13 protein-coding genes are annotated in these 26,916 nt (G+C 33.7%); 7 read left to right on the forward strand and 6 right to left on the reverse strand.

All coding sequences use genetic code 11. The features are described from left to right. The first annotated feature begins 13 nt into the window (after positions 1 to 13). Positions 14 to 532: a DUF7935 family protein gene (locus tag DFQ06_RS14140; protein WP_074939404.1), complete on the forward strand. Its 519-nt coding sequence runs from the start codon at positions 14 to 16 to the stop codon at positions 530 to 532. Here DFQ06_RS14140 and DFQ06_RS14145 read toward each other — a convergent pair. Both DFQ06_RS14145 and DFQ06_RS14150 read right to left on the reverse strand, forming a co-directional pair. After that, on the reverse strand, positions 524 to 1,444 hold the full coding sequence (locus DFQ06_RS14145; RefSeq protein ID WP_074939406.1) for a patatin-like phospholipase family protein: 921 nt from the start codon (positions 1,442 to 1,444) through the stop codon (positions 524 to 526). The genes DFQ06_RS14140 and DFQ06_RS14145 overlap by 9 nt on opposite strands. 225 nt (positions 1,445 to 1,669) lie before the next feature. Next, positions 1,670 to 3,667, reverse strand: a complete 1,998-nt coding sequence (locus DFQ06_RS14150; protein WP_133968362.1) for a M1 family metallopeptidase — start codon at positions 3,665 to 3,667, stop codon at positions 1,670 to 1,672. Positions 3,668 to 3,774: 107 nt separating this feature from the next. Here DFQ06_RS14150 and recG point away from each other — a divergent pair, with 107 nt between their 5' ends. Together recG and miaE are read left to right on the forward strand one after the other, a co-directional pair. Then, positions 3,775 to 5,880 carry an ATP-dependent DNA helicase RecG gene (gene recG / locus DFQ06_RS14155; RefSeq protein WP_133968364.1) on the forward strand — a complete coding sequence of 702 codons (2,106 nt, stop codon included), beginning with the start codon at positions 3,775 to 3,777 and terminating at the stop codon, positions 5,878 to 5,880. Positions 5,881 to 5,932: 52 nt separating this feature from the next. Next, entirely contained in the window at positions 5,933 to 6,514 is a 582-nt protein-coding gene (gene miaE, locus DFQ06_RS14160; RefSeq protein ID WP_042500978.1) for a MiaE family protein, read from the forward strand. 41 nt (positions 6,515 to 6,555) lie between these two features. On the opposite strand, the gene DFQ06_RS14165 is transcribed toward miaE, so the two are convergent. After that, positions 6,556 to 7,002 carry a hypothetical protein gene (locus tag DFQ06_RS14165; RefSeq protein WP_042500975.1) on the reverse strand — a complete coding sequence of 149 codons (447 nt, stop codon included), beginning with the start codon at positions 7,000 to 7,002 and terminating at the stop codon, positions 6,556 to 6,558. A gap of 491 nt (positions 7,003 to 7,493) precedes the next feature. Here DFQ06_RS14165 and DFQ06_RS14170 point away from each other — a divergent pair, with 491 nt between their 5' ends. Together DFQ06_RS14170 and DFQ06_RS14175 are read left to right on the forward strand one after the other, a co-directional pair. After that, a complete protein-coding gene (locus DFQ06_RS14170) occupies positions 7,494 to 9,365 on the forward strand; it encodes a PAS domain-containing sensor histidine kinase (RefSeq protein WP_083415835.1) in 1,872 nt (623 codons plus the stop codon). Next, positions 9,352 to 9,744, forward strand: coding sequence for a response regulator (locus DFQ06_RS14175; protein ID WP_042500966.1), 393 nt, complete (start codon positions 9,352 to 9,354; stop codon positions 9,742 to 9,744). Before DFQ06_RS14170 ends, DFQ06_RS14175 begins: the two co-directional genes overlap by 14 nt. On the opposite strand, the gene DFQ06_RS14180 is transcribed toward DFQ06_RS14175, so the two are convergent. The 3 genes from DFQ06_RS14180 to DFQ06_RS14190 all read right to left on the reverse strand — a co-directional run bounded on the left by DFQ06_RS14180 (position 9,734) and on the right by DFQ06_RS14190 (position 21,172). Then, a complete protein-coding gene (locus DFQ06_RS14180) occupies positions 9,734 to 10,501 on the reverse strand; it encodes a 4'-phosphopantetheinyl transferase family protein (protein ID WP_133968366.1) in 768 nt (255 codons plus the stop codon). The genes DFQ06_RS14175 and DFQ06_RS14180 overlap by 11 nt on opposite strands. Beyond that, entirely contained in the window at positions 10,494 to 14,468 is a 3,975-nt protein-coding gene (locus tag DFQ06_RS14185; RefSeq protein WP_133968368.1) for a non-ribosomal peptide synthetase, read from the reverse strand. Before DFQ06_RS14185 ends, DFQ06_RS14180 begins: the two co-directional genes overlap by 8 nt. Positions 14,469 to 14,533: 65 nt before the next feature. Then, positions 14,534 to 21,172: a polyketide synthase gene (locus DFQ06_RS14190; RefSeq protein ID WP_133968370.1), complete on the reverse strand. Its 6,639-nt coding sequence runs from the start codon at positions 21,170 to 21,172 to the stop codon at positions 14,534 to 14,536. A 364-nt stretch (positions 21,173 to 21,536) separates the two neighbouring features. Between DFQ06_RS14190 and DFQ06_RS14200 the strand changes: the two genes are divergently transcribed. Further along, positions 21,537 to 22,319: a hypothetical protein gene (locus tag DFQ06_RS14200; protein ID WP_133968372.1), complete on the forward strand. Its 783-nt coding sequence runs from the start codon at positions 21,537 to 21,539 to the stop codon at positions 22,317 to 22,319. Between the two features lie 415 nt (positions 22,320 to 22,734). Then, on the forward strand, positions 22,735 to 26,916 hold a 4,182-nt coding region (locus tag DFQ06_RS19445), incomplete at its 3' end, for a hypothetical protein (protein ID WP_166668888.1).

A 26,916-nucleotide genomic window follows, 5' to 3' on the forward strand; every position in this document is an offset into this window, starting at 1 on the left:
TATTATTAAACCTATGGAAGAACAAGTTTTAAACCTAATTATGTATACAGTCCCATCTATAATTACGGGACTAATAGCTTTTTATTTTTTTAAAGAACATACCAAAAATGAAGATGGTCGTAGACGTTTTTTACTAAAAAAAGACATGCAAGTACACGCCTTACCACTTCGCTTACAAGCTTACGAACGTATGGCTATTTTTTTAGAGCGCATTACACCATCAAAACTACTAATACGTATAGCGCCAACATCTTCTAATAAAGAAAACTACGAATCTTTGTTAATACAAAGTATAGAGCAAGAATTTGAGCATAACTTATCGCAACAAATTTATATAACCGATAAATGTTGGAACATTATTACAGCATCTAAAAATGCAACTATTCAACTTATTAGAAAAGCGAGTTTATTGGAAAAAACCGACACAGCAAATAAATTACGAGAAGTTGTTTTAACCGAAATGATGGACCGTTTAGCACCAACCGATGCGGCCTTATCTTATATTAAAGAAGAAGTTTCCGATTTATGGTAAAATATCTTGGCGCAACTCATTAGAGCGTGCCTCCAAGCTTTTACTCTTAGCATAATCGAAACCTTGTTTCCACCAAACCGTCATGTGTTTTTTATTGAAAATTAAAGAATTCTCGGTAAGTTTAGATGGCGTATAATATAAATTAAGTTGCACATTTCTATATTTTGCAGCCAGCTTACCAATAGTAATATCACTACGTTCTACCTGATCTAATAAATGCCCAAATAAATTAAGCATTAACGAAAATGGATTTTTACCAAGTACTTTGTTGTACTCCATATTTTCCGATTCTAAAATTACTGCATCAATTTCGGTAGCACCACGTAAAATAGCTTCTCTTATTGGCACAACACAGCCAAAAGCACCATCGGCATACTCAAAACCATCAACTTTAGCCAAAGACATAAACGGAATATAATTACAGGAAATCCATATCCATTCGCAAAACTCGTCGTAACTAAAATCTTTTATAGACTTATACTCTACTCTATTTTTTGATAAATTCGAAACCGTAACCACAACATCTTCTTTAGTTGCTCTAATTAAGTCGAATTCCTCCTTGGTAAAATGCCTTTTTAAATAGCGTTTAAGCGCTTTACTCTCACCAAAAGTCCTCTTACTCTTTATAAACTGTAGTAACGTATTAAAGTAGTTAATAGTAACATAATCTCGCCCTTCCTTTTTGCGCATTACAAAAGGATTAATACTAAAAATATTACTCTGTTTCACATTAGTAAAAACATCATAAATTTTATCAATTTTACCTGCAGCTAAATGAGGCACAAGCAAACTTCCGGTAGATGTTCCTAAAAACAAATCGTATTCACGACCTTCCTCCTGCATTAAATATTGAGCTACGCCACCTGCATAAGCACCTTTACTTCCTCCTCCCGATATTACTAATGCTTTCATTTAAAATATTTAAAGGGTAAATATAAACAAGAATTTACAGATAGCTTATTATTCGTTTAAAACTTATTTCACGACCAGTGCAGAAACATAAAAGCTTGTTAAAAGAAATCTTACAAAAAGTACATATCTCTTTAATAAGTATTTACTCTTTCAAACTTTCACTCACCTATTTTATCGATTATTTAAGCTGTAGAAATACAACGCAAGCAGAAACCCCAAAGAAAACTACTCTGCTTTAAGCAACGTTTTAGCAAACTTAGAAAACCTCCAATTATGATGCTTAGTCGCCTGCTCTAAGTTTTTATGACAAAGCGCATTACAAGCTTGCATTTGACGTAAATATTGAAAGGCGTTTTGCCGCGTTTCAAAACCATAATTAGAACCTGTGTAGCTAGTTAATTCATCAAAATATTTCGATTTATTTTCAGTCTCATAATCCTCAGTCACCAAAGCTAACGTTAACCAAAGCTGTCTTATATTTTTATCATTAAACCCTTGAACATCTTTTGTTTTATTCAAATAAAAGTTTCGCTTACGCGGAAAATTAACCCATAAATTAAATAAAGCCATTTCTATGGTTGAATAAGAATCATCTGCCAAAAGTGCTTCATATTCGGCTTGTAATGTTATTGGAATTTTAGTTAAAGTCTGAGCTACTAACTGACGTATTTTAAAGTCTTTAGAATTCAAAATTCCTCGAAACAAATTAGTTTTATCAATCAACGAATCTTTCATAAGTCTTTTAAAATAATCAATACGTACAAAATCACTCATGCTTCCATAAAGCAAATCCCATTTAGCAAAACTTATTTGATTAATAGATGCAGATTTACAAGAAAAAATGTCATTTTTATTTCTCAAATTATTCAATATAGTTTCAGACTGCTTTATTAATTCATCCTTAAAAAACTCTGTATTAATTAAATAATTTTCAACAAACAGACTTAAATCTTTACCACTAGCAAGTTCTACTTCATCTATAAAATTTTTAGTTTCTACATTTTTAAATTGATATTTCAGTAAATAGTTTTTTACAGCAACCTTAAAAGCATCATCACCAACTTGTTCCCTGAGCATATACAATACCCAAGCGCCTTTTTTATAAAACGTAACACTGCTCGATTTTGGATTTAAAAGCGAGGTGCTTTCACCCGCTTGATCTTGAGCTAGCAATTCCTGTGCATACTCGTATAAACGCCCAAAATAATAGTCGTCTCCAAACACATTACGTTCCGCTAAAAGCGCATAATACGTTGCAAAACCTTCTTGTAACCAGTGATGCGTACCAGAAGTTTCTGTTACCAAATCGCCAAACCATTGGTGCGCTAACTCATGCGCATTAACGTTTACATAGTTTTTATCTACAAAACCAATAGAGTCTACCACAAAAGCATCTGAAAACAAGGTTGTACTCGTGTTTTCCATGCCAGCATAAAGAAAATCTTTTACAGGAATTTGCTTGTAATTCTGCCAAGGATACGCAACTCCAATTTCATCTTCTAAAAAATCGAACATTTGTTTGGTATAGCGGTATGTAGGCTCAAATCTCAAGGAATCTTCCGGATAATAATACATTTCTAACGGCTTATTACTTTTAGAAACTTCTTGATTTTTACTGTATTTACCTATTGCAATGGCTAATAAATAACTCGACATTGGTTTCTGCATATCATAATACCAAGTAGCAAAACCGTCCGAAATCTCTTTATTTATAAGGTTTCCATTTGCTATAACCTGATAATCTTTACGAAACGAAATGCTTAAATCGAACACCACCTTCTCGTTCATATCATCAAAACTAGGCAGCCAATTGCTTGTATATTTCCCCTGACCCTGTGTCCAAACCTGCTTATTACCTTCTAGATACTCCCAATCTATAAAATACATGGCTTTTTTAGGCTGTACTTTAAAAGAAATAACAACGCTATGATGTGAACCTGCTTTAAAATCACGCCTCAAAATCAAATGATTACCATCGTAATCACTTCCCGAAAACCGATTATCCAAAACATAAGATATAGTCTTGAAGTTTTTAGCATCAATATACACCGAATCGGTGTTTTTTAAGATTTCAAATTGATAGGTAATCTCGCCTTCAACTTCTTTCTCTATTAAATCGCCAAAAGCGATATGAGCTTGAGCCGTAGTAAAGTTAACATATTCGGTTTGTTGTCCAAACGCACAATTGAAAACCATAAAAATTAAAATAAAATACAATCTCATAAATAAAACCCTTCAAAAACAGCACCAATATAGTTGTTTTGATGTTTAAAAGTTAAAAACTAGCACCAAAATTATTGTAGTTTAATTATTATTTCTAGTTTAGTTATGTGAAAAGTAATTACCTGCAAACACCCATAGATTATTTAAAAGGCGTAGGCCCAAATCGCGCAGATTTACTGCGGAAAGAACTCGGTATTCACACCTATCAAGATTTAATAAACCTGTTTCCAAATCGCTACATAGATCGCACGCAATACTATAAAATAAAGGGTTTACAACCCAATACAGCCGAAATCCAAGTCATTGGAAAAATAACCAAATTTACCGAAGTGGCGCAAAAACGAGGCAAACGCCTAGTAGCTACTTTTGTTGACGACACAGGCGCGATGGAGTTAGTTTGGTTTCGTGGTCAAAAATGGATTCGTGAAAACCTAAAATTAAATACAAAATACGTTGCTTTTGGAAAAACCAATGCCTTTGGAGGGAAATATAGCATGCCGCATCCGGATTTAGAGCCACTGGAAGAACACGAAAAAAACATGCGTTCGGCCATGCAACCCGTTTATCCTTCCACGGAAAAACTTTCGAATAAAGGAGTTTCAAACCGAATGATTAGTAAAATAATGCAGCAAATTTTCATTGATACAAACGGAAGATTTGTTGAAACTTTATCTCAAAATATACTTTCAGAATTAAAATTAATAAGCAAAAGTGAAGCGCTTTTTAATATCCATTTCCCGAAGAGTCAAGAGCTACTTTCTAAGGCTCAATTTCGATTAAAATTCGAAGAATTATTTTATATTCAATTGCAATTAATTATTAAAAATTTAATTCATAAATCTAAAATAAAAGGCTTTCCGTTTGATAAAGTCGGCACATATTTCAACACCTTTTTTAAAGAGCATTTACCCTTCGATTTAACAGGTGCACAAAAACGCGTTTTAAAAGAAATTAGAGCAGATTTAGGCAGTAATGCTCAAATGAATCGTCTTTTACAGGGCGATGTAGGCTCTGGCAAGACCATAGTAGCCTTCATGTCAACATTAATGGCGCTTGACAACGGTTTCCAAGCTTGCTTAATGGCTCCGACTGAAATTTTGTCAGTCCAGCACTATAACGGATTACTAGAACTATCTAAAGATTTAAATATCAGCATAGAAATACTCACAGGCTCAACAAAAACTTCAAAACGAAAAATTATTCATGAAAAGTTAGAAAGTGGCGAATTACAGCTTTTAATTGGCACGCATGCCTTACTGGAGGATAAAGTAAAATTTAAAAATTTAGGCCTCGCTATTATAGACGAACAACATAGATTTGGTGTTGCTCAACGAAGTAAATTATGGCACAAAAACACATCACCACCACATGTTTTAGTCATGACGGCTACACCTATTCCGCGAACCTTAGCCATGTCTGTTTATGGTGATTTAGACATCTCAATAATCGACGAATTACCACCCGGAAGAAAGTCGATAAAAACAGTACATCGCTATGATAAAAACAGGCTAAATGTTTTCCGTTTTATTCGTGATGAAATTAAATTAGGTAGGCAAGTCTACGTGGTCTACCCTTTGATAAAAGAAAACGAAAAAATGGATTATAAAGATTTAATGGACGGCCACGAAAGTCTCTCTAGAGATTTCCCAATGCCAGAATATCAAATCTCCATTGTTCACGGAAAAATGAAGCCCGCCGATAAAGAATACGAAATGCAACGTTTTATAAAAGGCGAAACTCAAATTATGGTTGCAACTACCGTAATTGAAGTTGGAGTAAACGTACCCAACGCTTCGGTAATGATTATTGAAAGCGCTGAGCGTTTTGGCTTATCGCAACTGCACCAATTGCGCGGACGCGTTGGTCGTGGAGCAGAACAAAGTTATTGTATTCTAATGACGGGGTATAAACTAAGTCAAGACAGCAAAAAGCGCTTAGAAACCATGGTTAAAACCAATGATGGCTTTGAAATTGCAGAGGTAGATTTGCGACTACGCGGCCCTGGAGACATCATGGGCACACAACAAAGTGGTGTTTTAAACCTTAAAATTGCCGATATCATTAAGGATAATGATATTTTACAGCACGCTAGATACCATGCTAAAAATATACTCAACAAAGATAAAAGCTTATCGACACCAGAAAACCTGCCTATTTTAAATACTTATAAATCGTTGAGTAAGTATAAAAATATCTGGAATTATATTAGTTAGGTTTTATTAAAACTACACAAAACAGTTACTTTTACAAAAAAAATTAAATATCATGCTTGGTTTAAAATTAGCAACAGACCCGCGATGGGTAAACATTGTAGAATCTAATATTGAAGAAATATTAACCGACCATGCTTGGTGCGAACAAAAAGCCGCAACCAATGCTATTACTATAATTACTCTAAATCCTGAATATGACGATTTAGTTACCGATTTGCTAGAATTAGCTAAAGAAGAAATAGAACATTTCCAAATGGTGCATGAAATTATAAAAAAACGCGGTTTTAAGCTCGGACGTGAACGAAAAGACAGTTACGTTAACGAACTATATAAATTTATGAATAAGGGCGGAAATCGTCTGCAAGCGATGGTAGACCGCTTATTATTCTCTGCCATGATAGAAGCAAGAAGTTGCGAGCGGTTTAAATTACTTTCAGAAAAAATTAAAGATCCAGAATTATCTAAATTCTATCACGACCTAATGGTTAGTGAAGCTGGACATTACACCTTATTTATTGGTTTCGCGAGAAAATACGGAAAATCAATCGATGTAGATAAACGTTGGCAAGAATTAATAGATTTTGAAGCTGAAGTGATTCAAAACTATGGAAAACAAGAAACCATACACGGTTAAGTATATGGTTTCTTGTTATATTTTATAATGTAATTTCTGGATTAATGAAACTCACTATACTCGTGTAACGATTTAAAAGTTTCTTCGTAAAACAATATGGCCGAAATTAAATTATCGGTATCAGAGTATGGTAAAATACGACCTTGAAATCGCCTCATTTGGTCCAAGTATTCATCGGTAGCTTCAAATTGATCATCTAGAGCACCACTATTATCACTATCATTTGGAATACCTAAACTCGTCATGGTAATACCTGGCTTAGTAGCAAAAGCTATATAAGGCAAAAGCTTTACTAAGCTTTCAATACGTTCTACATACAAAGTTAATAATTGACCTTTTTGCATACGATCTAACTCTGCCTTGTTATGGTATTTTTTAATAGCTACCTTTTCACTAATAATACTTCTAGCTGGTTTATTCTTTTGAGCGAAACCAATACTAGTTACCATAAAAAGGCTAAAACAAAATAATACAACTTTAAATTTCATATTGAATTTTTTGGGGATCAACATTGCAAATTTAAGCTATTAAACGTAAAAAACAAGCGTTTTATCGATTATATGTTCATTTTTATAACAATTAGAACACTTAACAAATCATAACACCCTTGTTTTCTAACTATTTAATAGAAAAACCACACAATGTTTTCTTTCTACTAAATTAGTACAATTCTTTCATTTAAAATACTTAACAATAAAAAAAATTAACTTACATAGCTTTTTAAAGCCTCAAATAAAAGGATTAAACTTAAAATAACTGACCTAATTCATCTAAAAAATGAGCCCTCATTAAAATCTTATTCCCTAAATAAACGCAAAGAAACTAATAATAGTATTTATCTTACTAAAACGTTTTATTTATACATATAAACTGTTTATTCTAGTTAATTAGCTACATTTGTTGTTAAACATCAACTAAAGCTCACTCTTTTTTTGATTAAATTTTATGTTTTTAAGTAAAAAATTTTTCCCTACAAAAAATGAACTATTTACAAGAAGAACTCTACAGTTCTTTAAAAACAAACCCTAAAATTTTTGAGTTTATTGAAAAAAACTCATTAGACGGTATTTGGTACTCAGATCTTGAAAATCCTGAAAATGAATGGATGGACGATCGTTTCTGGGAAATTCTAGGCTACGACCCTCAAAAAATGCCTTCCAAATCTTCTACTTGGCGAGATATTATAAACCAAGACGATCTAAAAGCAGCCCTTACAAACTTTAACCAGCATATTGAAGACCCTAATATTCCGTACGACCAAGTCCTTAGGTTTACCCATAAAAAAGGTAGAACAGTATGGATTAGATCTAAAGGCATGGCTATTAGGAATGAAGAAAATAAAGCCATTAGAATGGTGGGTTCTCATCTTGAAATCACCGAACTTAAAGAAAATGAAGAATTTCTGCACCGCTGCAACCAAGAAGCCAATATTGGTTTTTGGGATATGTCTGTAGAAAACAAAACTATAAAATGGAGTAATACAACCAAAGCCATACATGGTGTAGACTTAGATTTCAAACCTTGTCTTGAAACTAGTATCAATTTTTACAAAGAAGGCTCTAGCAGAACAAAAATTACAGAACTTGTATTTAGAGCTCTAAATTTTGGAGAACCTTTTAACGATGAACTACAAATTGTTACCATACAAGGCGAATACAAATGGGTTAAGGTTATTGGTTTTCCTGAAAAAATAAAAGACAATTACAATAGAGTTTATGGAACGATACAAGACATAAACGATCTTAAAAAATCTCAAATAAAATTAAAACAGAGCGAACAAGCCTTTAGAGGTAACTTTGAAAATGCGGCTATTGGAATGGCTTTATTTGACAACGATAAAAAATGGATCAAAATAAACCAAACGTTTTGCGATATATTGGGTTACACACACGATGAGCTTTCTTTATTAAGCTTTGAAGATATAACACACCCTGAAGACTTACATACAGATGCTGCTGAAATAGAAGAAATTATTGATGGCGCTAGAGATCATTACAAAGTAGATAAGCGCTATTTTCATAAAAACGGACACCTTGTTAATATTCACTTTGCCGTCTCTGTTGTAAGAGACACAGATAACGAAGTGCTTTATTTTATTTCTCAAATTATAGACATAACCCTTTTAAAGGAGCAAGAAAAGGCCTTAAAACGCATTATTTCTATTACACAAGATCAAAATGATCGTCTTAAAAATTTCGCCCATATTGTATCTCATAACTTAAGATCTCATTCCGGAGGAATTTCTGCTCTATTACAACTTTTAAGAGATGATGAACCCGAACTTTTCGAAAATGAAATGATTCAATTATTAGAAACCTCATCTTTTAATTTACAAGAAACCATTAACCACTTATCAGAAGTTGTTAAAATTAATTTATCATCAAACGATAATTTAACATTAATACCTTTAAGTAATATTATTAACAAGCAAATTGCATCTCTCACACCTATTGCTGAAAAAAACAACATAAAAATTACAAACAATACCGAAGAAAATATTAAAGTACTCGGTATTTCTGCTTATGTTGAAAGCATAATTTTAAACTTCATAACGAATGCTATAAAATATAGTTCTAGTGAGCGAGACAGCTTTTTAAATATAAATTCGGAGAAAAAAGGTCCATACATCATTATATCTTTTACTGATAATGGTATTGGAATCGATCTTGATTTAAACAAAAACAAATTGTTTGGAATGTACAAAACATTCCATGACAATGAAGATGCCCGAGGTATTGGTTTATTTATTACAAAAAACCAAATAGAAACTTTGGGAGGAAAAATAGAAGTAACTAGCGAACTAAATAAAGGAACCACTTTTAAAGTATTTTTTAAACATGAAAAAAATTAATTTAGCCTGTATTATTGAAGACGACCCAACCCACGTTTATATTACCAAACGGTTTTTAAACTTAACCGGACTTGTGGAATCGATTCTAATATGCTCCAACGGAAAGGATGCTTTCACCAAGCTAAAAGCCATAATCTCTAGCGGAGAAAAGCTACCAGAACTAATATTATTAGATTTAAACATGCCAGTTTGGGATGGTTGGCAATTTCTAGATGCTTTTAAAGAGATTCCTGTAGAAGATAAAATTGATATCTACATACTAACGAGCTCTAACAACGAAGCCGATATAGAACGTGCTAAAAACTATAATATCGACAGCAATTATATTGTTAAACCAATAACATTAGAAAAACTAAAAGATGTTATCTTTAGCGAATAAATTCTTTTAACAAACTATCTAAAGGGTAAAGTATTATGTTCTCAACATGTATTTTACCCTTTTTAAATGCTAAAGCCCCTATATAATCGTGATCTACAGTAAAACTTACCACTTGTGTATTTTGTTTTAATTGAAAAGTGCTATCAATAAAATTATCTCCATCTAAAACGTTTATTTTTAACAAATTATCATCAATTCCCTTTCCGGTAGCTTTTACAATAGCCTCCTTTCTAGTCCAAAATTTATAAAACGTTTTATTTTTATTTTCAGCAGTTAAAACCGCATTAATTTCAGGTACACTAAAAACTGTTGGCAATATTTCAGTAAAATTAAAATCTTTAGAAAGATACTCAACATCCACACCCAATTCCTGCAAACCTAAAGCTATTAACGCATAGTTTTCTGCATGAGACACGTTGAAGTGTAATTCGGGGCAAAAAGCTAAGAATGGCTTTTTATTAGCATCTTTACTTAATTCTATTCTCGAAACATCTACGCCTATTTCTTTTGCTAAAATTAGTTTTAGCAAACCTCTGCACACTATAAACCTATTAGAATCCTTTTGATGATAATATCTTTGAGCACGTTCTATTTCCGAAGTATTTAAAAGCATTTTTAATTCCGAGAGCACATCTACATAATCGGATATTTTAAACTTGAAAAGCTTCACACCTTTCTCATCTAACTTAGAATCGTAAATCTGACTAGAATTCAACTTTACAAATTCACAACATATTTTAATACGGGAATCAATCATGATCTCTATCTAAAATAGCTTGTAAAATTTGCCCTAACGCCTTATCATTTGGACTTTGAAACATGTTTTTATGATTTCCAGGAATAACATGCCTAATTACTCCTCCTTTTGCGACTTCTCTCCAACCTAAATAATTGGTGTCATGAGCATAAAAGATATTATTATCTTCAACTTTAAGTAAATCTATTTCCAAATCTTCAGGTATAATTTGGTAATTATTAACAGCTAATCTATGCATATCATCCAACTCCAAAGGCCAAGGATACTCTAATTTATGCTGTGCTTCGCGGCCAAGTTTAATTCTTAAGTAAGACGATTTAATTTTTGATTTTATAATACCTAGCCATCGACTAAAATTCTCCTTATCTAAAAGCATCATTTTAGCCACAAAAACAACTTGCCCTAAACTATAAGATAAATGCACTCTAGTTTTCTTAAAAGAAACTTCATAATTATAAGTTGGATACACATAACTATCTAACATAATGAGTGACGACACTTTTCGGTTTTGAACTTTTAAAATCTTAACCATTTCAAAAGCAATAATCCCTCCTAGCGAATACCCAGCAATAGCATAAGGTCCGGTTGGGTTAGATTCAACAATTTCCGCAACATAATGTGCCGCCATTTTTTTAATAGAATCATGTGGTGCATCAATGCCGTTAAGGCCTTTTGCTTGCAATCCATAAACGGGTTGCTCTTTATCTAGCGTTCTCGATAAGGTTTCGAATATTAAAACATTGTGATCGGCACCATGTATCACGTAAAGTGGCGTTTTATTTCCAGAAGTTTTTATTGGTGTAAGGGAACTCCAACTAGAAATATCTTTATCCGAATCTATAAATTTAGCCAACTTCGCAATGGTTGGATGTTCTAATAAAGAAGAAAGCGGATAGTTTTCCCCCGTTTCCTTTTCTATACGCACCATAACTTTTACAGCGATTAAAGAATGGCCACCAAGTTCGAAGAAATTAGCAAATATATCAATACTATTAACCCCTAGAGACTCTTGCCATATTTCGGCTACTATTTGTTCTGTTTTATTTCTAGGTGCTGTAAAATGCGTTGTTTCTCTTTTTTCCGAAGCATTTTTTAATAAAGACTTTCTGTCTATTTTACCATTTAATGTTTTTGGAAATTCGGTTACTAAGTTAAAGTCCTGAGGCACCATGTAATCAGGAAGCTTTGTAGAAAGATTCTTTTTCCATTTCGCCATGTTATCTTCGGAAAAATCACGAGCCTCATTAGTAATAATAAAAGCCATTAAACGACTTGAATTAACAACCACAACAGACGACAGTATTTCAGATTCATCTTCTAAAGCTTCTTCTATTTCACCTAACTCAATACGGTGTCCACGAATTTTAACTTGATGGTCTATTCGTCCTAAACACAAAATATCTCCAGATGGTAGTAATTTACCTAAATCTCCTGTTCTGTAAAGTTTGGTTTGTTGTTCTGTATCAAAATCGTTGCTTGTAAATTTTTCTGCCGTAAGCTCAGGTCGCCTCCAATACCCTTTAGCTACACCGTCTCCAGCAATACAAATTTCGCCAGTTTTCCCTGCTTCCACCAATAATCCTTGTGAGTTCAATAAATAAATATGAGTATTTGCTATTGGAGCTCCTATTGTTATTTGCTCATCATCCTTATTAATTTGCTTTACGGTAGACCAAATTGTAGTTTCAGTAGGTCCATAAACATTCCATAGCTCATCTACCCTACTTAATATTTTTTTTGCTAGAGGCAACGGTAACATTTCACCACCGCAAAGCGCTTTAATCGCCAACGGGTTTTCCCATCCTGCATCTAATAGCATTTGCCAAGTAGTTGGCGTTGCTTGAAGCATCGTGATGCGTTCTTGCTTTAATAACCTCAACATTAAACGACTATCTCTAGCCGTATCATCGTTTGCAATTACCAATGTAGCACCTACTAATAATGGGAGAAAAAGCTCAAGACCAGCAATATCAAATGAAATTGTTGTAATCGATAACAGCTTATCATGGTTTTTAATACCAGGCTTAAGCATCATGCTAAATAAAAAATTGACTAAATTCTTATGAGTTACCGATACGCCTTTGGGCTTACCTGTAGAACCTGAAGTATAAAGTATGTAAGCAACCTCATTGTTACTCACATTTAAAGAAAGTGGTATTGAAGCGTATTTTGATAAGTTTGAAAATACATCTTCATACAATAACACCGATGCATTTGTTTTTAAACTTAATGAAAATGCTTTAGATGAAATAAGAAAATTTGCTCCCGAATCATCTAACATAAATTCCAATCTATTTATTGGATAATTTGGATCTAATGGTAAATACGTTGCTCCGCATTGCATTAAGGCAATTAATGAAACAACAAGCTCTATTGAACGCGGTAAAGCAACCCCAACAATATCTCCAGGTTTTACTCCCTGCTCTACAAAGTAATGAGAAAGCTGATTAACTTGAACTTCTAATTCTTGATATGAAATTTCTGTTTCCTCAAACTTTAAGGCTTGCTTTTTAGTAAAAGTTTTGGACACCTCTTTAATAAGATCATGTAAAGGCATCTGTGGATAAACAGCTTGTGTTCTATTCAATTCTTCATATTGAGAAGCATCAACCTTTACAATTTCTCCGATGGTAATATTTGGTTGCGCTACAATCGATTCTAATATAGACTTAAAAGAAGCCATCATACGTTCTATAGTAGATGGTTTAAAAAGCGCTGAATTGTAAGACCACTCTAGAGTAAAATTTTCCTCTGTACCCGTAGCATTTAAAAATATTTCAAAGGTTTCCGACGTTCTCGGATTACTAATTACTTTATATTCTAATCCTTCAAAATTAACCTGAGACGTCATGCCCATATCAATATTAAAAACAACAGGAACTAATGGTACTCGCGAAGGATCTCTCTGTAATGGAAGTTTTTGTAGTAACTCCCCAAAACTTAACTGTTGATGATCGTAAGCATCGAAAACAGAATTTTTTCTATATTTTAAATATTCCCCAAATGAAAAAGACGTATTAAGCTTACTCCGAAGTGGTAATAAATTTACACAATGCCCAATTAACTGCGTTTTGCCTGTTACCGATTGTCCAGCTGCAGGTAAACCAAGCACAATATCATCTTGACCTGTTTCTTTACAAAGAAAAACCTCAAAAGCAGCCATTAAAGTGGTTACAAAACTACAACCAGATTGTATTCCTATTTTCTTTAATTTGGATAGCAAATCTTTCTCTATTGAGAAATCTAAACGATTACTCTTAAAAGTTCTAAGTTTTGGTCTTGCAAAATCTGTAGGTAATGTGAGTTCTGGTATTGATGATTGGTATTGCTCTAACCAGTAATTTTCTGTTTTAATATTTTCTTCGCTTCCTGTAAACTGAATTAACTCATCTACGTATGCACTATAATCGTCTACATTAGGAAGGTTATAAGTTTTATTTGCAGTATAAGAAGAATAAAGCTCTCCTAACTCTTCTAGCATAATTCCGAAAGACCAACCATCGCAAATAATATGGTGAGCCGTAATTAACAACTCATGTTCCTGCTCATTTTTTCTTATTAAAGCAAACTTAATTAATGGTCCTTTTGTTAAATCAAAAATAAAATTAGCATCTTCCAATACATAATTTGCTATAGCCTGTTTTTTTTCTTCTGAAGTAAATTGTGATAAATCGTGTTCTTCAATTTCAAACGAAATAAATTTCATAACGCTCATAAAGCGTCCGTCCCGACTAAAAACAGAACGCAATGCCTCATGCCTTTGCACTAATGTTTGCAAAGCCAGTTCTAAAGCAGAATGATTCAATTCCCCTTCTAAAACAAGAGATATTGATTCATTATAGGCTCTATTTGCATCAATTCCTCCTAAATTACAACTAATCCAGATTTCAGCTTGAGACTGCGTTATAGCAATCACCTTTTCTAGTTCTGGCCCAGAAAAAGGATTGAAATTATTAATTTTGTTCAACGTAATAGGGTTTTACATTAATTTTGATTTAAAACATATAAAGTAGTCGAAAAAAAATAGTTTTCTTACAACTCTATTTTAGCGAAGCCACTCTCTACATTCAAATCTTCTATAAACCATGCAGGATTTCCCTGTTCATCCATACCTAGGCGTGCACCATTTTTTGGTGGTTCGTTTAAATCTGATGTAAATGATGTGCTATTTTTTGAGTTTGAATTAAAAACACCAGCTGAAACAAGTTCATCTAAACAAGAAACAAATACGCTTTTAAGCTTATTTATATCTTGTTCGTTATACGCATTAGTAATAAAACAAGGGAAACCATCCCAAATGTGAATTCCTTTTTCTCTCATTAAAACAAAAAGTAATTCAGAATACGGTATTTCCTCTAAAAACTTTAATCGCCATAAAGAACCAAAATAATTAACTTCTATTGGAAGCTTACGTTTTTTGATTTCAATGATTAAATCTGAAACTAAATTTTCAGTCATTGCTGTTAATTTAGTTTGTAGCTCAGGCCCTTGCTCTTTCATGAAAACTAGAGAAGCCTTTGAAGCTGCTAAAGCAAGCGGATGACGAACAAAGGTACCAGCAAAATAAGTAACACCTACTTCAGGGTAAGATTCATCTCCATACTCCCAGAAACCACCATCAATGGCATCCATCCAAGTACTATTTCCTGCAATCGCACCAATAGAAAGACCTCCACCTATTACTTTTCCATATGCAGCGATATCTGCTTTTATATTAAATAAGGCTTGCGCTCCACCTGGGTGCATTCTAAACCCAGTAATAACTTCATCAAATACAAGTGCTGTTTCCGATGCTTTTGTAATTTCACGAACTTTATTAAGAAACTCAATAGGTTGAAATTCAGGTCTACGACTTTGTACTGGCTCAACAACAACAGCAGCTAATTCGTGCGAACGTTGGCGAATGATTTCTAAACTTTCATCTGTACCATATTCTAAAACTAAAACATTTTGAACAGATTGTGATAAAATACCTGCCGCGGCTGGAAAAGTTTTAAGTTTTTTAGAACCTCTTACAAGCGCCTCGTCATTAATACCATGGTAAGAACCTGAAAAGGCAACCACAAGCGAACGCCCCGTAACGGTTCTAGCAATACGCATAGCTCCTAAAACAGCTTCAGAACCGGTATTACAAAGGGCAATACGCTCATGCCCTGTAAACTCGCTAAGCAACTCACAAACCTCACCAGCTAATGGATGCTGAGGCCCAACTTCATAACCACTTTCAATTTGTTTGTGCAATGCTTCTTTTATAAAGTCTGGTTGATGACCAAATAAGCATGAACCAAAACCATTCAAAGTATCAATATATTCATTGTTATCTAAATCCCATAGTCGATTTCCTGATGATTTTTCAACAACTATTGGGTATACAAGTTCTTTTGTTTCTGGTTTAAAACCCGATACAACTCTCGGATCAGACATATGACTACGATGTTTTTGAGAATATGCCTTACTACCAGCTGTTTTAGTATTATAGCTTTCAACTAAATTATCTAAAAATGCTTTTTGCTTACTATTTACACCTGTTGACTTTTTTTCTATTTTTGGGGACGCACCAAAAGGTTTTTGATGTTCCTTTTTTTCATCTTCAGACAACCCCTCTGAATCAATGATAATAGGAGCTATAATTGGTTTTTGGTCTTGAACAACAGGAGTAGGTGCATGTTGCGTTTGTGCAACGATATTATCATGACCTTGTAATAATTCCATTTGTTTCCCAAGAAGCTGTAGTTGCTGAGCTATTAAACCTAATGCCGTATTTTGGTTAGGGTTGCTTACCACATTTACAGGCTGCGGCGATGGCGTACTTGGCGCTGTATAATTTACAGAAGCTTGTGCTTGAACAGGGCTAACAGCCGGGGCAGGCGCATATGCTTCTTTAGGTAAAATTTTATCGATATAATCTGCTAACAAATTTGGTGAACCAAGTTCATCATTTAACTGCCTAAATGTAATTGGCGTATTAAATTCATTTTTAAATGTTATAGCCATTTGTGTGAGCACTAAAGAATCTAAACCAAGTTCTAAAAAACTGTGATTAAAATCATTAGCTTCAATTTCAACTCCAGAGTTTTCTTCTATAATCTCTGATATTTTATTTAGAAGGATAGGTTTTCTCATAAATTTATATTCGGTATTACGCACTAGATCAATAGACTGATCTTCGGTATTTACTATATTATTGATTTGTTTAATAGCATCTAATTCGATAGATAAAGGCTCTACCCAACAAGGTTTACGATCAAATACGTATGATGGTAATAAAAGTTTTTGTCTAGTTTGGTCACCATAAAAAGAATTCCAGTTAGGTTCTACTCCATGTAGCCATAAAGTACCTAATGCATGCAATACAGAATGGTGAGCTGTTTCATTTTCTTTAGGAAATGATAAGCTAGCAATAGAAGCTAAAGATTTTAAACCTGTTTTTTGCATTGACAAAGTTGTTAACGCTCGGCCAGGGCCTACCTCTAGCAATAAAGGATCTTCTAGTTTTAAAACAGTTTCCATGGCTCCCGAAAAGTTTACGGTTGCTCTTAAGTGATTCGTCCAATATTCTGAACTTGTCGCTTCAGCATCAGTTAACCAATCTCCAGTTACTGTGGATACTATAGGTAATCGAGGTACATTTAATGTTATTTTTTTTACCTCTGCTTCAAAAATTTCTAAAACAGGATTCATCATTGTAGAGTGAAACGCATGACTCGTTAATAAAAGCTTATTAGCAATATTTTCTACATCTAAAACTTTTGAAAAACTTTCAATTTCTTTATCAGGTCCTGACACTACAATTAATCGATCTGAATTAATAGCCGCAATTGACAGTGTTTCAGGAATTATGTTTTTAATTAGCTCAATGTTAGATCGAACTGATAGCATGCTACCACCCGGAAGTTCGCTGACTAGTTTACCACGCATTGTGATAAGGTGTAGCGCATCTTCTAAAGTAAATATACCTGCTAAGTGAGCTGCTACAAACTCACCAACACTATGGCCACAAAGTAATGTTGGCTTTACCCCCCAACTCATCCATAGTTGTGAAAGTGCGTACTCTACAACAAATAATGCAGGCTGTGTGTATTTTGTGTCTTTTAGTTTTAATTCAGCTTCTTCTGAATTTTCTTCAGGGTAAATTATTTGTCTTATGTCTAATTTTATATAAGACTTTAATAAGTCAGCACATTTGTCTACAGCTTCTTTAAATACTTTTTCTTCAGTATAAAGCGATTTACCCATTTGAAGGTATTGTGCACCTTGCCCTGGGAATAAAAAAGCTAATTCACTAGAGGTAATATTTAGTAAATGTGTTTTAATGTTTTTATTGTCGTCTAATAATAATAATTTATGAAAAGCATCTTCTGTATTCTCAGCGATTATAAATCCTCTATTTGCAAACGAATCTCTAGTATTGACTAAAGAATGAGCAACGTCAGCAAGGGAAAAATCAGTATTTGTTTTTAAATAATTCCCTAATTCAGATTGATACCCTTGTAAACTATTTTGTGTTTTAGTCGACCAAGGCAGAACCTGTAACGATCGCGAAGCACTAGAAACTTTTTGTTCATTTTCATATTCTTCGACAACGATATGCACGTTTGTTCCTCCAACACCAAAAGAGCTAATTCCTGCTTTTCTGAGACCATCAGATTCCCAAGCGTTTAATTTGTTATTAACGTAAAACGGGCTGTTTTCAAAATCAATAGATGGATTTGGTTTCTCAAAACCTAATGATGGGGGAATTTGACGATTTTTTAGTGATAATATTGTCTTAATTACACCAGCAACACCAGCTGCAGCAGTAAGGTGGCCCATATTACTTTTAATAGTTCCAATAGCACAATACCCGTTAACAGGCTGTTTTCCAAAAGCCATTTTTAGTCCTTCAATCTCTATTGGGTCACCAATAGGTGTTGCAGTACCATGAGCTTCAATGTAACTAATTTCAGAAGGCTGTACACCGGCATCAATCAATGCGTTAGATATAGCGCCAGCTTGACCTTCAGTACTTGGCGCAGTAAAACTTCCTTTATTTCCACCATCATTATTTATACCAACACCTTTTATAACTCCATAAATAATATCTCCATCTGTTTTAGCATCTTCCAAACTTTTTAAAAGAATTACACCAGCACCATCACTAAATACGGTGCCTTTTCCTTTTTCATCAAAAGAACGGCAATGACCATCAGGACTAAGCATAGAACCTTCTTGATAAAGATGTCCGCTATGAATAGGGGCTGTTATACTTGAGCCTCCTGCCAGAGCAACATCACAACGACCATTTCTAATCGCATCTGCAGCTTCAGCTATTGCTAACAATGATGTTGAACAAGCAGAATGTATACTTACAGCAGGTCCTTTAAGGTTTAAATGATATGCAGTTCTCGATGATATATAATCTTTTTCATTAACAGTATTTGCCTGAAGTACACCAACTTTATTTAGCAACTCTTTATTAGGCAGTACATTATTTTTATAATAGGTATTTGTGCCCGTACCCGCATAAACTCCAATACTTCCTTTGTAATGTTTAGGTAGGTGACCTGACTGTTCAAGAGTTTCCCAAGCTATTTCTAAAAATAAACGTTGTTGCGGGTCCATTGCTTCAGCTAGCTTTTGGTTTAGACCAAAAAACTTAGCATCAAATTCTTTAACAGATGGTACAATCCCTCTTGCTTTTACATAAAGTGGATCATTTCTTAAAGATTCTGAAATAGAATTATCAAGTTCCTCAGAAGTAAAAAATGATGTAGTTTCTTTTCCATTTTTAAGAACTTCCCATAACTCTTCGATTGTTTCAGCTCCAGGAAATCTCCCCGACATACCAATAATAGCTACATCACTAGATGTTTTATTCTTTTTTGATTTTGAATAATCAATAGAAGACGCTGTTTTACCGTCATTTTCAATATACGCTGCTATTTCTTTAATAGTAGGGTGTTGGTAAATTTTTGTTACTGGTATTTTTAGTTTGAAACGCTTCCTCATTAAGGTCGCTACTTTTTGTGTAAGTAGCGATGTTCCTCCCATTTCAAAAAAGTTATCATCAATACCTATGCTTGGCACCTGAAGTTGGTCACTCCATATCGATGCTATATCTTTTTCTAATTTTGTACGCGGCTTTCTAAAAAGTGGTGCAGAATCTGGCCTTACATATTCTGGTTGTGGTAATTTTTCTTTATCAATTTTACCATTTGTAGTAATTGGAAATTCGTTTAACCAAATAAAAATTGAAGGAATCATAGATTCAGGAAGAATCTCTTCTAATTGATTCCGAACAATATTCGAGTCTTGATCAGCTGTTGCAGATTGTAAATAGGCAACTAATCTTGGTTCTCCGCTTTTTAAATTATTAACTAAGACTGCATTTTTTTTAATATTTGGCAGTGTTTCAATAACTTTTTCAATTTCCCCTAATTCAATTCGATGCCCTCTTATTTTTACTTGTTGATCTCTACGCCCTAAACATTGCATTTGTCCATTAGGTAAAAGCTTCCCTAAATCGCCAGAAAAATACATTTTATTATTTGCAACAAAATGATCATCAACAAATGATACAGTATTAAGTTCGGGTCTATTTAAATAACCTAATGATACACCATCACCACCAATTACAATTTCACCTATTTCTCCTTCATTTACATGGTTTCCTTTTTTATCAATTAAATAAGCGTGTGTGTTTGCAACAGGTTTTCCGATTGCAATTTGAGTATCTCCTTTAGAAATTTTTGTCAGAAAAGCACAAACAGTAGTCTCAGTTGGGCCATAAATATTCCATAATTCGCTACAAAGGTCTAGGAGTTTAGTAGCTAAATTTAATGGTACAGGTTCACCACCAATTAATGCTTTAATTTTTAAAGGTGTTTTCCAGTCAGAATCTAAAAGTATTTGCCAGATGCTTGGAGTTCCCCACATCATGGTAATATTATCTTTTAAAGCTTTTTCTAATAGTATTTCACCATCAAGTCTTGTTTCTTCATCAACTAAAACAATAGAAGCCCCATGAAGTAATGGAAGAAAAACTTCCATTACCATAGCATCAAATGAAATGGTAGTAAGGGCGAAAATTTTATCTTCTCTACTAATTCCTGGTTCTACACCCATAGAATAAACTAAATTGATAGTATTAAGGTGAGAAACTTGAACACCTTTGGGTTTGCCTGTAGAACCCGAAGTGTAAATTATATAAGCAACCGATATTGGTTGTACTATTAAATCAAGAGATTTTGAAGAATTATCATTTCTGCCTTCAATAATGTCTTCAATGAAAATATTTTTAGACGTATCTGAAAGATCATTTTTAGTCGATTTGCAAATGATATAGCTTGCTTCTGAGTCAGCAATAATCATTTCGAATCTCTGTGTGGGGTAACTAGCGTCAATAGGTACATAAGCAGCACCACATTGTAAAACAGCAAAAATAGAAGCAATTAAATCAGGAGACCTGTCTAATGAAATAGCTATAATCTGACCAGGACGAACCCCTTTACTCCATAAGTAATGGGCTGTTTTATTTATATCTTCTTGTAACTTACCGTAACAAATTTTTTCATTATCAAACTCTAAAGCTACGGCTTTAGGGTAAGCTATAGCCTGCTTCTCTAAAAGTTCATGAAGAGTTGATTTTGGATACTCCAATGTAGGTCCTAAGATATTATAAGCAGGTTTCATGGTTTACTTTATATTTTTTAATACTCTTTTTACTTAGAAAGAAATGCCTTTAACACTCCAAATCATGAAAGTATTTTGCATCTAAAATTGGAAAAACACACTTTACCAAGTCGAAATTAGTAAAGAATACTTACCCATTAATTAATTAGTTATATTTGCAGCAATTGATATTATTTGTATTATTTCGAGAGTATCAATTTTCTTGATACAAGAATAATACATATCAAATAAAAGGCAACAATTTCCTCTCGTAAATACTATAAAATCCGATAAACTAATTGTTAAGTTTGATTATTTTATCAGATTTTACTCTATTTTAATAACGGTATTATCATTGCTTTTGAAAATTAGTTTTGAATTTATTATGAAAGAATTTATTAAAAAAAATGAGATTTGGGTGTTTTTAATTCTAGCTCCCATTATATGTACAATTATTGTTTATGCCAGAATTAAAGGGTTGATTCCTGGTTTTGCTTATACACATGGTCGTTTTTACTCTCTTTTATTGTTACTTATTATTATTGTTAAATTTACAAGAGGCATAGAAGGCATAAAAAACATTTTTAAACCTATGCTAAACTGGAGAGTAAATCCTAAATGGTATTTATTTAGTCTATTATTTGCATTAACAATAGCTTCAATAACGCTAATACTAAAAGGTCTGTATTATGAAGGTGATTATAATAGTTTTTTAAAATTTGATCATACAGCTATAACTTTAAGAAGCAGCCTTGTTATTTTAATTTGGGCTTTTGTAGGTGAAGTTGTTTGGGTAAGCTATTCTGTTCGTGAATTATCAAAAATCACAAAACCATTTTACGCAAGTCAAATAGTTGGCTTTTTCTGGACATTATGGTGGGTTCCTGTCGTTTATTTAAACGCAGGTGTTATTACTGATCTACCAATAATACCTTTATTATTTAATATGCTAGGAGCCGCAGGTATGTGCACTTTTGTTTATTCAAAAACTAAAAGCGGCATTTGCGTTTGGCTGTTACAGTATATGTTAAATATGTCTATATTAATATTACCTGTATCTCCTACCGTTGGTGGTACAGCTACTTATACTGTTTTTTCTATTATTTATTTTATCACTATGTTAGTTTTTATGTGTTTTTTAAACCCTACAAAAAGAACAACTTTATAGGTTACAAATTAATATAAATTTTCACTTTATTTCACTACACCTTAAAAGCACCAACAATGAAGTTGATATAGAACGGGCTAACTTTATAATAACCTAACACCTATACCTTTAGAAAACACAACATGTTACTTATCCAAAAGAGCCAATAATTCCAAATTCCGTATTCAAAACTAAAACACCGCAATATTAAACGTCAACCACTCCTCAAAAACCAATCAATACAACACCTATAAAACGAGATACGTCGAACAAAGAAAACTTAAAGCTTTGTTAAATCTTATTTTCCATATATTTATTTTTTTATTAAAATAATCAAGATAATTATATGTGGCACTATAGGTCCCTCCTTATATCCCTAATACTACCAAGCATACTTTTTTCACAAAATATCACCCCTTCAATTGAAATTAGCGATGTGGGAGGTTTAACAGATATTTTGGTAGATTGTGATTATCCCACGGATGCTGACCGTTGTTTTGTTTTACAAGCCAATTATACCACTATTTACGAAACCACTTCTTACCAAGTAAACAGTATACCTTTTACTAACTTATCTGGTTTAACAAATGAGAATTCGGTAACCGTTTCTGCTGACGATAAATGGAGTTCTGTTTTCCCCTTACCTTTCGATTTTTGTTTTTATAACGAAGGTTTCAATTCCTTTATTCTTGGAGATAATGGTCTAATCAGTTTCAACACGACACTGGCTCTTGCAGATAGCCCTTATTTTTCAGGAAGTTTACCAAACTCATCCATGCCAACCAATGCTATATTTGGTGCTTATCACGATTTAACAAACGATAACAATGTATTTGGTTGCACCGACGACCCGAGCACACCAGAAAACGAATGTGGCGAAATTAAAACCTATATTACAGGCACCGCTCCACAACGAACCTTTGTTATTAGTTACGAAAACTTAAACCATTTTAATTGCGAAAACACAAGGTCTACAACTCAAATTGTACTCTACGAAACTTCAAATATTATTGATGTTTATATCAAGGACAAACCAATTAACTGCGAAACAACATCTGGAGCTTATCGAAAAAATGCTTTAATAGGAATTCAAAATGAAGATGGAACTTCTGCAACAACGCCTACCGACAGAAATTCTGGTATATGGAGCGCCACTAATGAAGCTTGGCGGTTTACACCAAACGGAATTCCAACAACGGTAGTTCAATGGCGAGATGCTAGCAACACACTCATTGCAACAGGCGATCAAATAACCATTTGCCCAGAAGAATCGACAAGTTATACCGCTAGAGTAACTTACGATATGTGTATTGGCACAGATGTTGTTTTAGAAGATACCATAGATATTACCATTGATTTCTCTTACCCAATAGCTATAGACAATGTGCAAACCGTATGCGACATTGACTTGGTTGGAGAAGAGACTATAGATTTAACAACCTATGCGCCATTAATGGTTGGTACACAAACTGGTTTAGTGTTGAGTTATTATAATTCTCCAGACGATGCAAAAAATGAAACTAACCCTATACCTACTCCAGAGAACTACCTATTAACAAACCCAACAGAAAACATATATGTTAGATTACAACGTGGCGTTGGTTGCTTTGATGTAGGTACATTAACCGTTAATCTAGAAGAATTAGCAACCTCACAACTCTATCAAATTTCAGAATGCGATGTAGATAATGATAATTCAGAAATTATAACATTTTCCGATTACACCACGCAAATTATTGGTAGCCAATCTAGCGCTACACTTACGTATCATTTAAATCAAAATGAAGCTGAAAACAATCTAAATCCGCAAACCAATCTAACCGCTGCAAATGGCGATTCTGTTTTTGTTCGCTTAACGCTTCAACCCGATGAATCTTGCCCAAATATTGTAGAAATACCCATAGTTCTTAATCCTGTTCCCGTTGTTGCACCTATTGAGGTTACGCTTTGTTCTAATATTGCTATTTACAATTTAACACAACATGAAACAGATGTACAATCGAACAATACCGCGACTTTAAACTTTAGTTATCATCTTTATGAAAGTTGGGCGGAAAGAAACATTTATCCTTTTGATCCAAATGCCACAAGCAATCCTATAGACCCAGAAGTTTACCGTTTAAATAGCGCTTCTCAAATTTGGGTACGATCTTACACATCAAATGGTTGTGTTGAAGTTTTCCCTATAAATTTCACATATATTGATGGTGTAACCGTCCAAAACGATAACCAAGTCAGTACGGGAACTATTTTCGATTTAACCACATCTATCAATGATATGGTAACCGATTTAACAGGTATTACTGTTCAATATTACGATTCTGAAAATGGAGCACAAATACAAGATTCGAGCAGTTTAATAAGTGATCCTGCTAATTTTGGGGTTACCAATCCTGAAACCGAAGTCTTTGTTGTTTTCACCAATACAGATTCTGGCTGTATCACCATAGGAAGTATCGAATTAGAGTCTGTTGGATTTTCCGGAGGAGCTATCGATGGAGATTTTCAAATTTGTGATACCGATAACGATTCCGAAGAATTAGTAACATTGAGCGCATATGATGACAGCTTAATTTCTAGTTTTGATGATTCTAGATACATGGTTGTCACCTATCATATTATAGAAACCGATGCCGACGCCAATACTGGTGCTATTACTGAAATAAATATTACCACACCAACAACGCTTTATGCTCGTATTGCTTTAGTTTTTGAAGGAACCGAACTCGATTCTACAGTAGAAGAAGTTAATTTAGATTTTCAAACCACCATACTTCTTAATCCGGTTTTAGCAACTATTTGCGACGAATTTGGTAACAACAGAGAAATACATGACATTACTCAATATGAAGATGACATCACTACAGAAACAGGTGCCATTTTCGAATATGAAGACATTTACGGACGAGACATTAGCTCACCAGAAACCTACAACATTATTGGACCAACACGAATTATTAATGTCTTTGTAACTACACCAGACGGCTGTACAACAGAAACCGATATTACATTCGATTTTTATCCAATAATAACTACCAACGATGCCGAAATTGAAGCTTGTGACAGCGATAACAATAATGAAGAATTAGTTAACTTAAATGATGCTTTACCAGATGTAAACACAAATTTTATAAACTACGAAGCTTCTTTTTACAATACCGAAGCGGAGGCAGAAACAGGCGAACCTACAGCACAAATACCAACACCTGAAAATTATTTAGCAACATCTAACCATTCCGTTTTTGTTCGTTTATATAATACAACCACAACATGCTATAACACAGCCGAAATAGAAATAACAATTGTCTCCATACCCGAGTTGCGATCTAATATGCTAAGTCTTTGTGATTTTGAAAATGATGGTATTGAAAACAATGTTGATTTATCCAATTTCAACTCAGAGATAATTGGAACTCAAAACAACATCAATTTAACGTATTACAACAGTTTAGATGATGCAAATAATAAAAACACACCAATAACTACGGCGAATATTACAAACACCACAACCCTATTTGTTAATCTTTCCGCGCCAGATGGTTGCGATATTTCTGGAGCCATTAACTTCAGCTTAATTTCCTCACCAGTAGTTAACAACATTGATGTTACCGTTTGCGATAACTTCACCGATGGCAGCGAATATTACGACTTGCGCTTAAGTCATGACGCTATCATTTCTGACCCTGCAAATCATACATTCCGTTATTTTACTTCAGAAAACAATGCTATTAATAACAGTGGAGCAATTTCATATAGATATCTAATTACTAGTGTTCCGCAAACTATTTATATAAGGGTTACAAATAGAACCACGGGATGTTTTTCAATTGCTGAAATAACATTAAACTTCACTTTTCCTATCACTGTAAACGACACAGAACTTACGGCTTGCGACGATGATTTTAACCTTTCCGAAGAGTTTGATTTAACCACTGCTATTCCGGCTATGTTAGCCAATACTACAGGACTTGATATTACTTATTACTCCGATGAAGTAGGCGCACAAACCGCAAATACAGCTTTTCTAATTTCAACACCCGAAAATCACAATACAGCTTCAGAAACCGATAATATTTTTGTTAGATTCGACAATACATTAACGGGCTGTTTTTCTATAGGTCGCGTTATTTTAAAAGTACTCGCTACACCTAAATTAATTGATAGCAGTCATACTATTTGCGATACCGATTTCGACGGATTTTACACGCTAGACTTAAGCGACTTAAATGCATTAATCATCCAAGACCACACCAATCTAGTGTTCGCATACTTCACCTCATTCTCAAATGCTGAAAATGAAACAGGAGCTATTTCTAACACTACAAATTATGCCATTCCAAATGATAATCATACTGTATATATTCGAGTAGAAAATCAATTTGATTGTTGGGCTGTTGCAGCAGTTAATATCAGTATTAGAACATCTACCAATGTTAATACTGTTACCGAAACTTTAGAAGCCTGTGACGATGATTTAGACAATTACTCCTTTTTCGATTTAACGTCTTTCGAAAATTTATTCACTACCGAAATTGGAGCTACTTTTAGATATTTTAACACCAGAATGGATGCTAATTTGGAGCAAAGCCAAATTCCAAATCCAACAGCACATCAAAAT

Origin of the sequence: Algibacter lectus, assembly GCF_004368925.1 — a bacterium.
GTDB lineage: Bacteria > Bacteroidota > Bacteroidia > Flavobacteriales > Flavobacteriaceae > Algibacter > Algibacter lectus.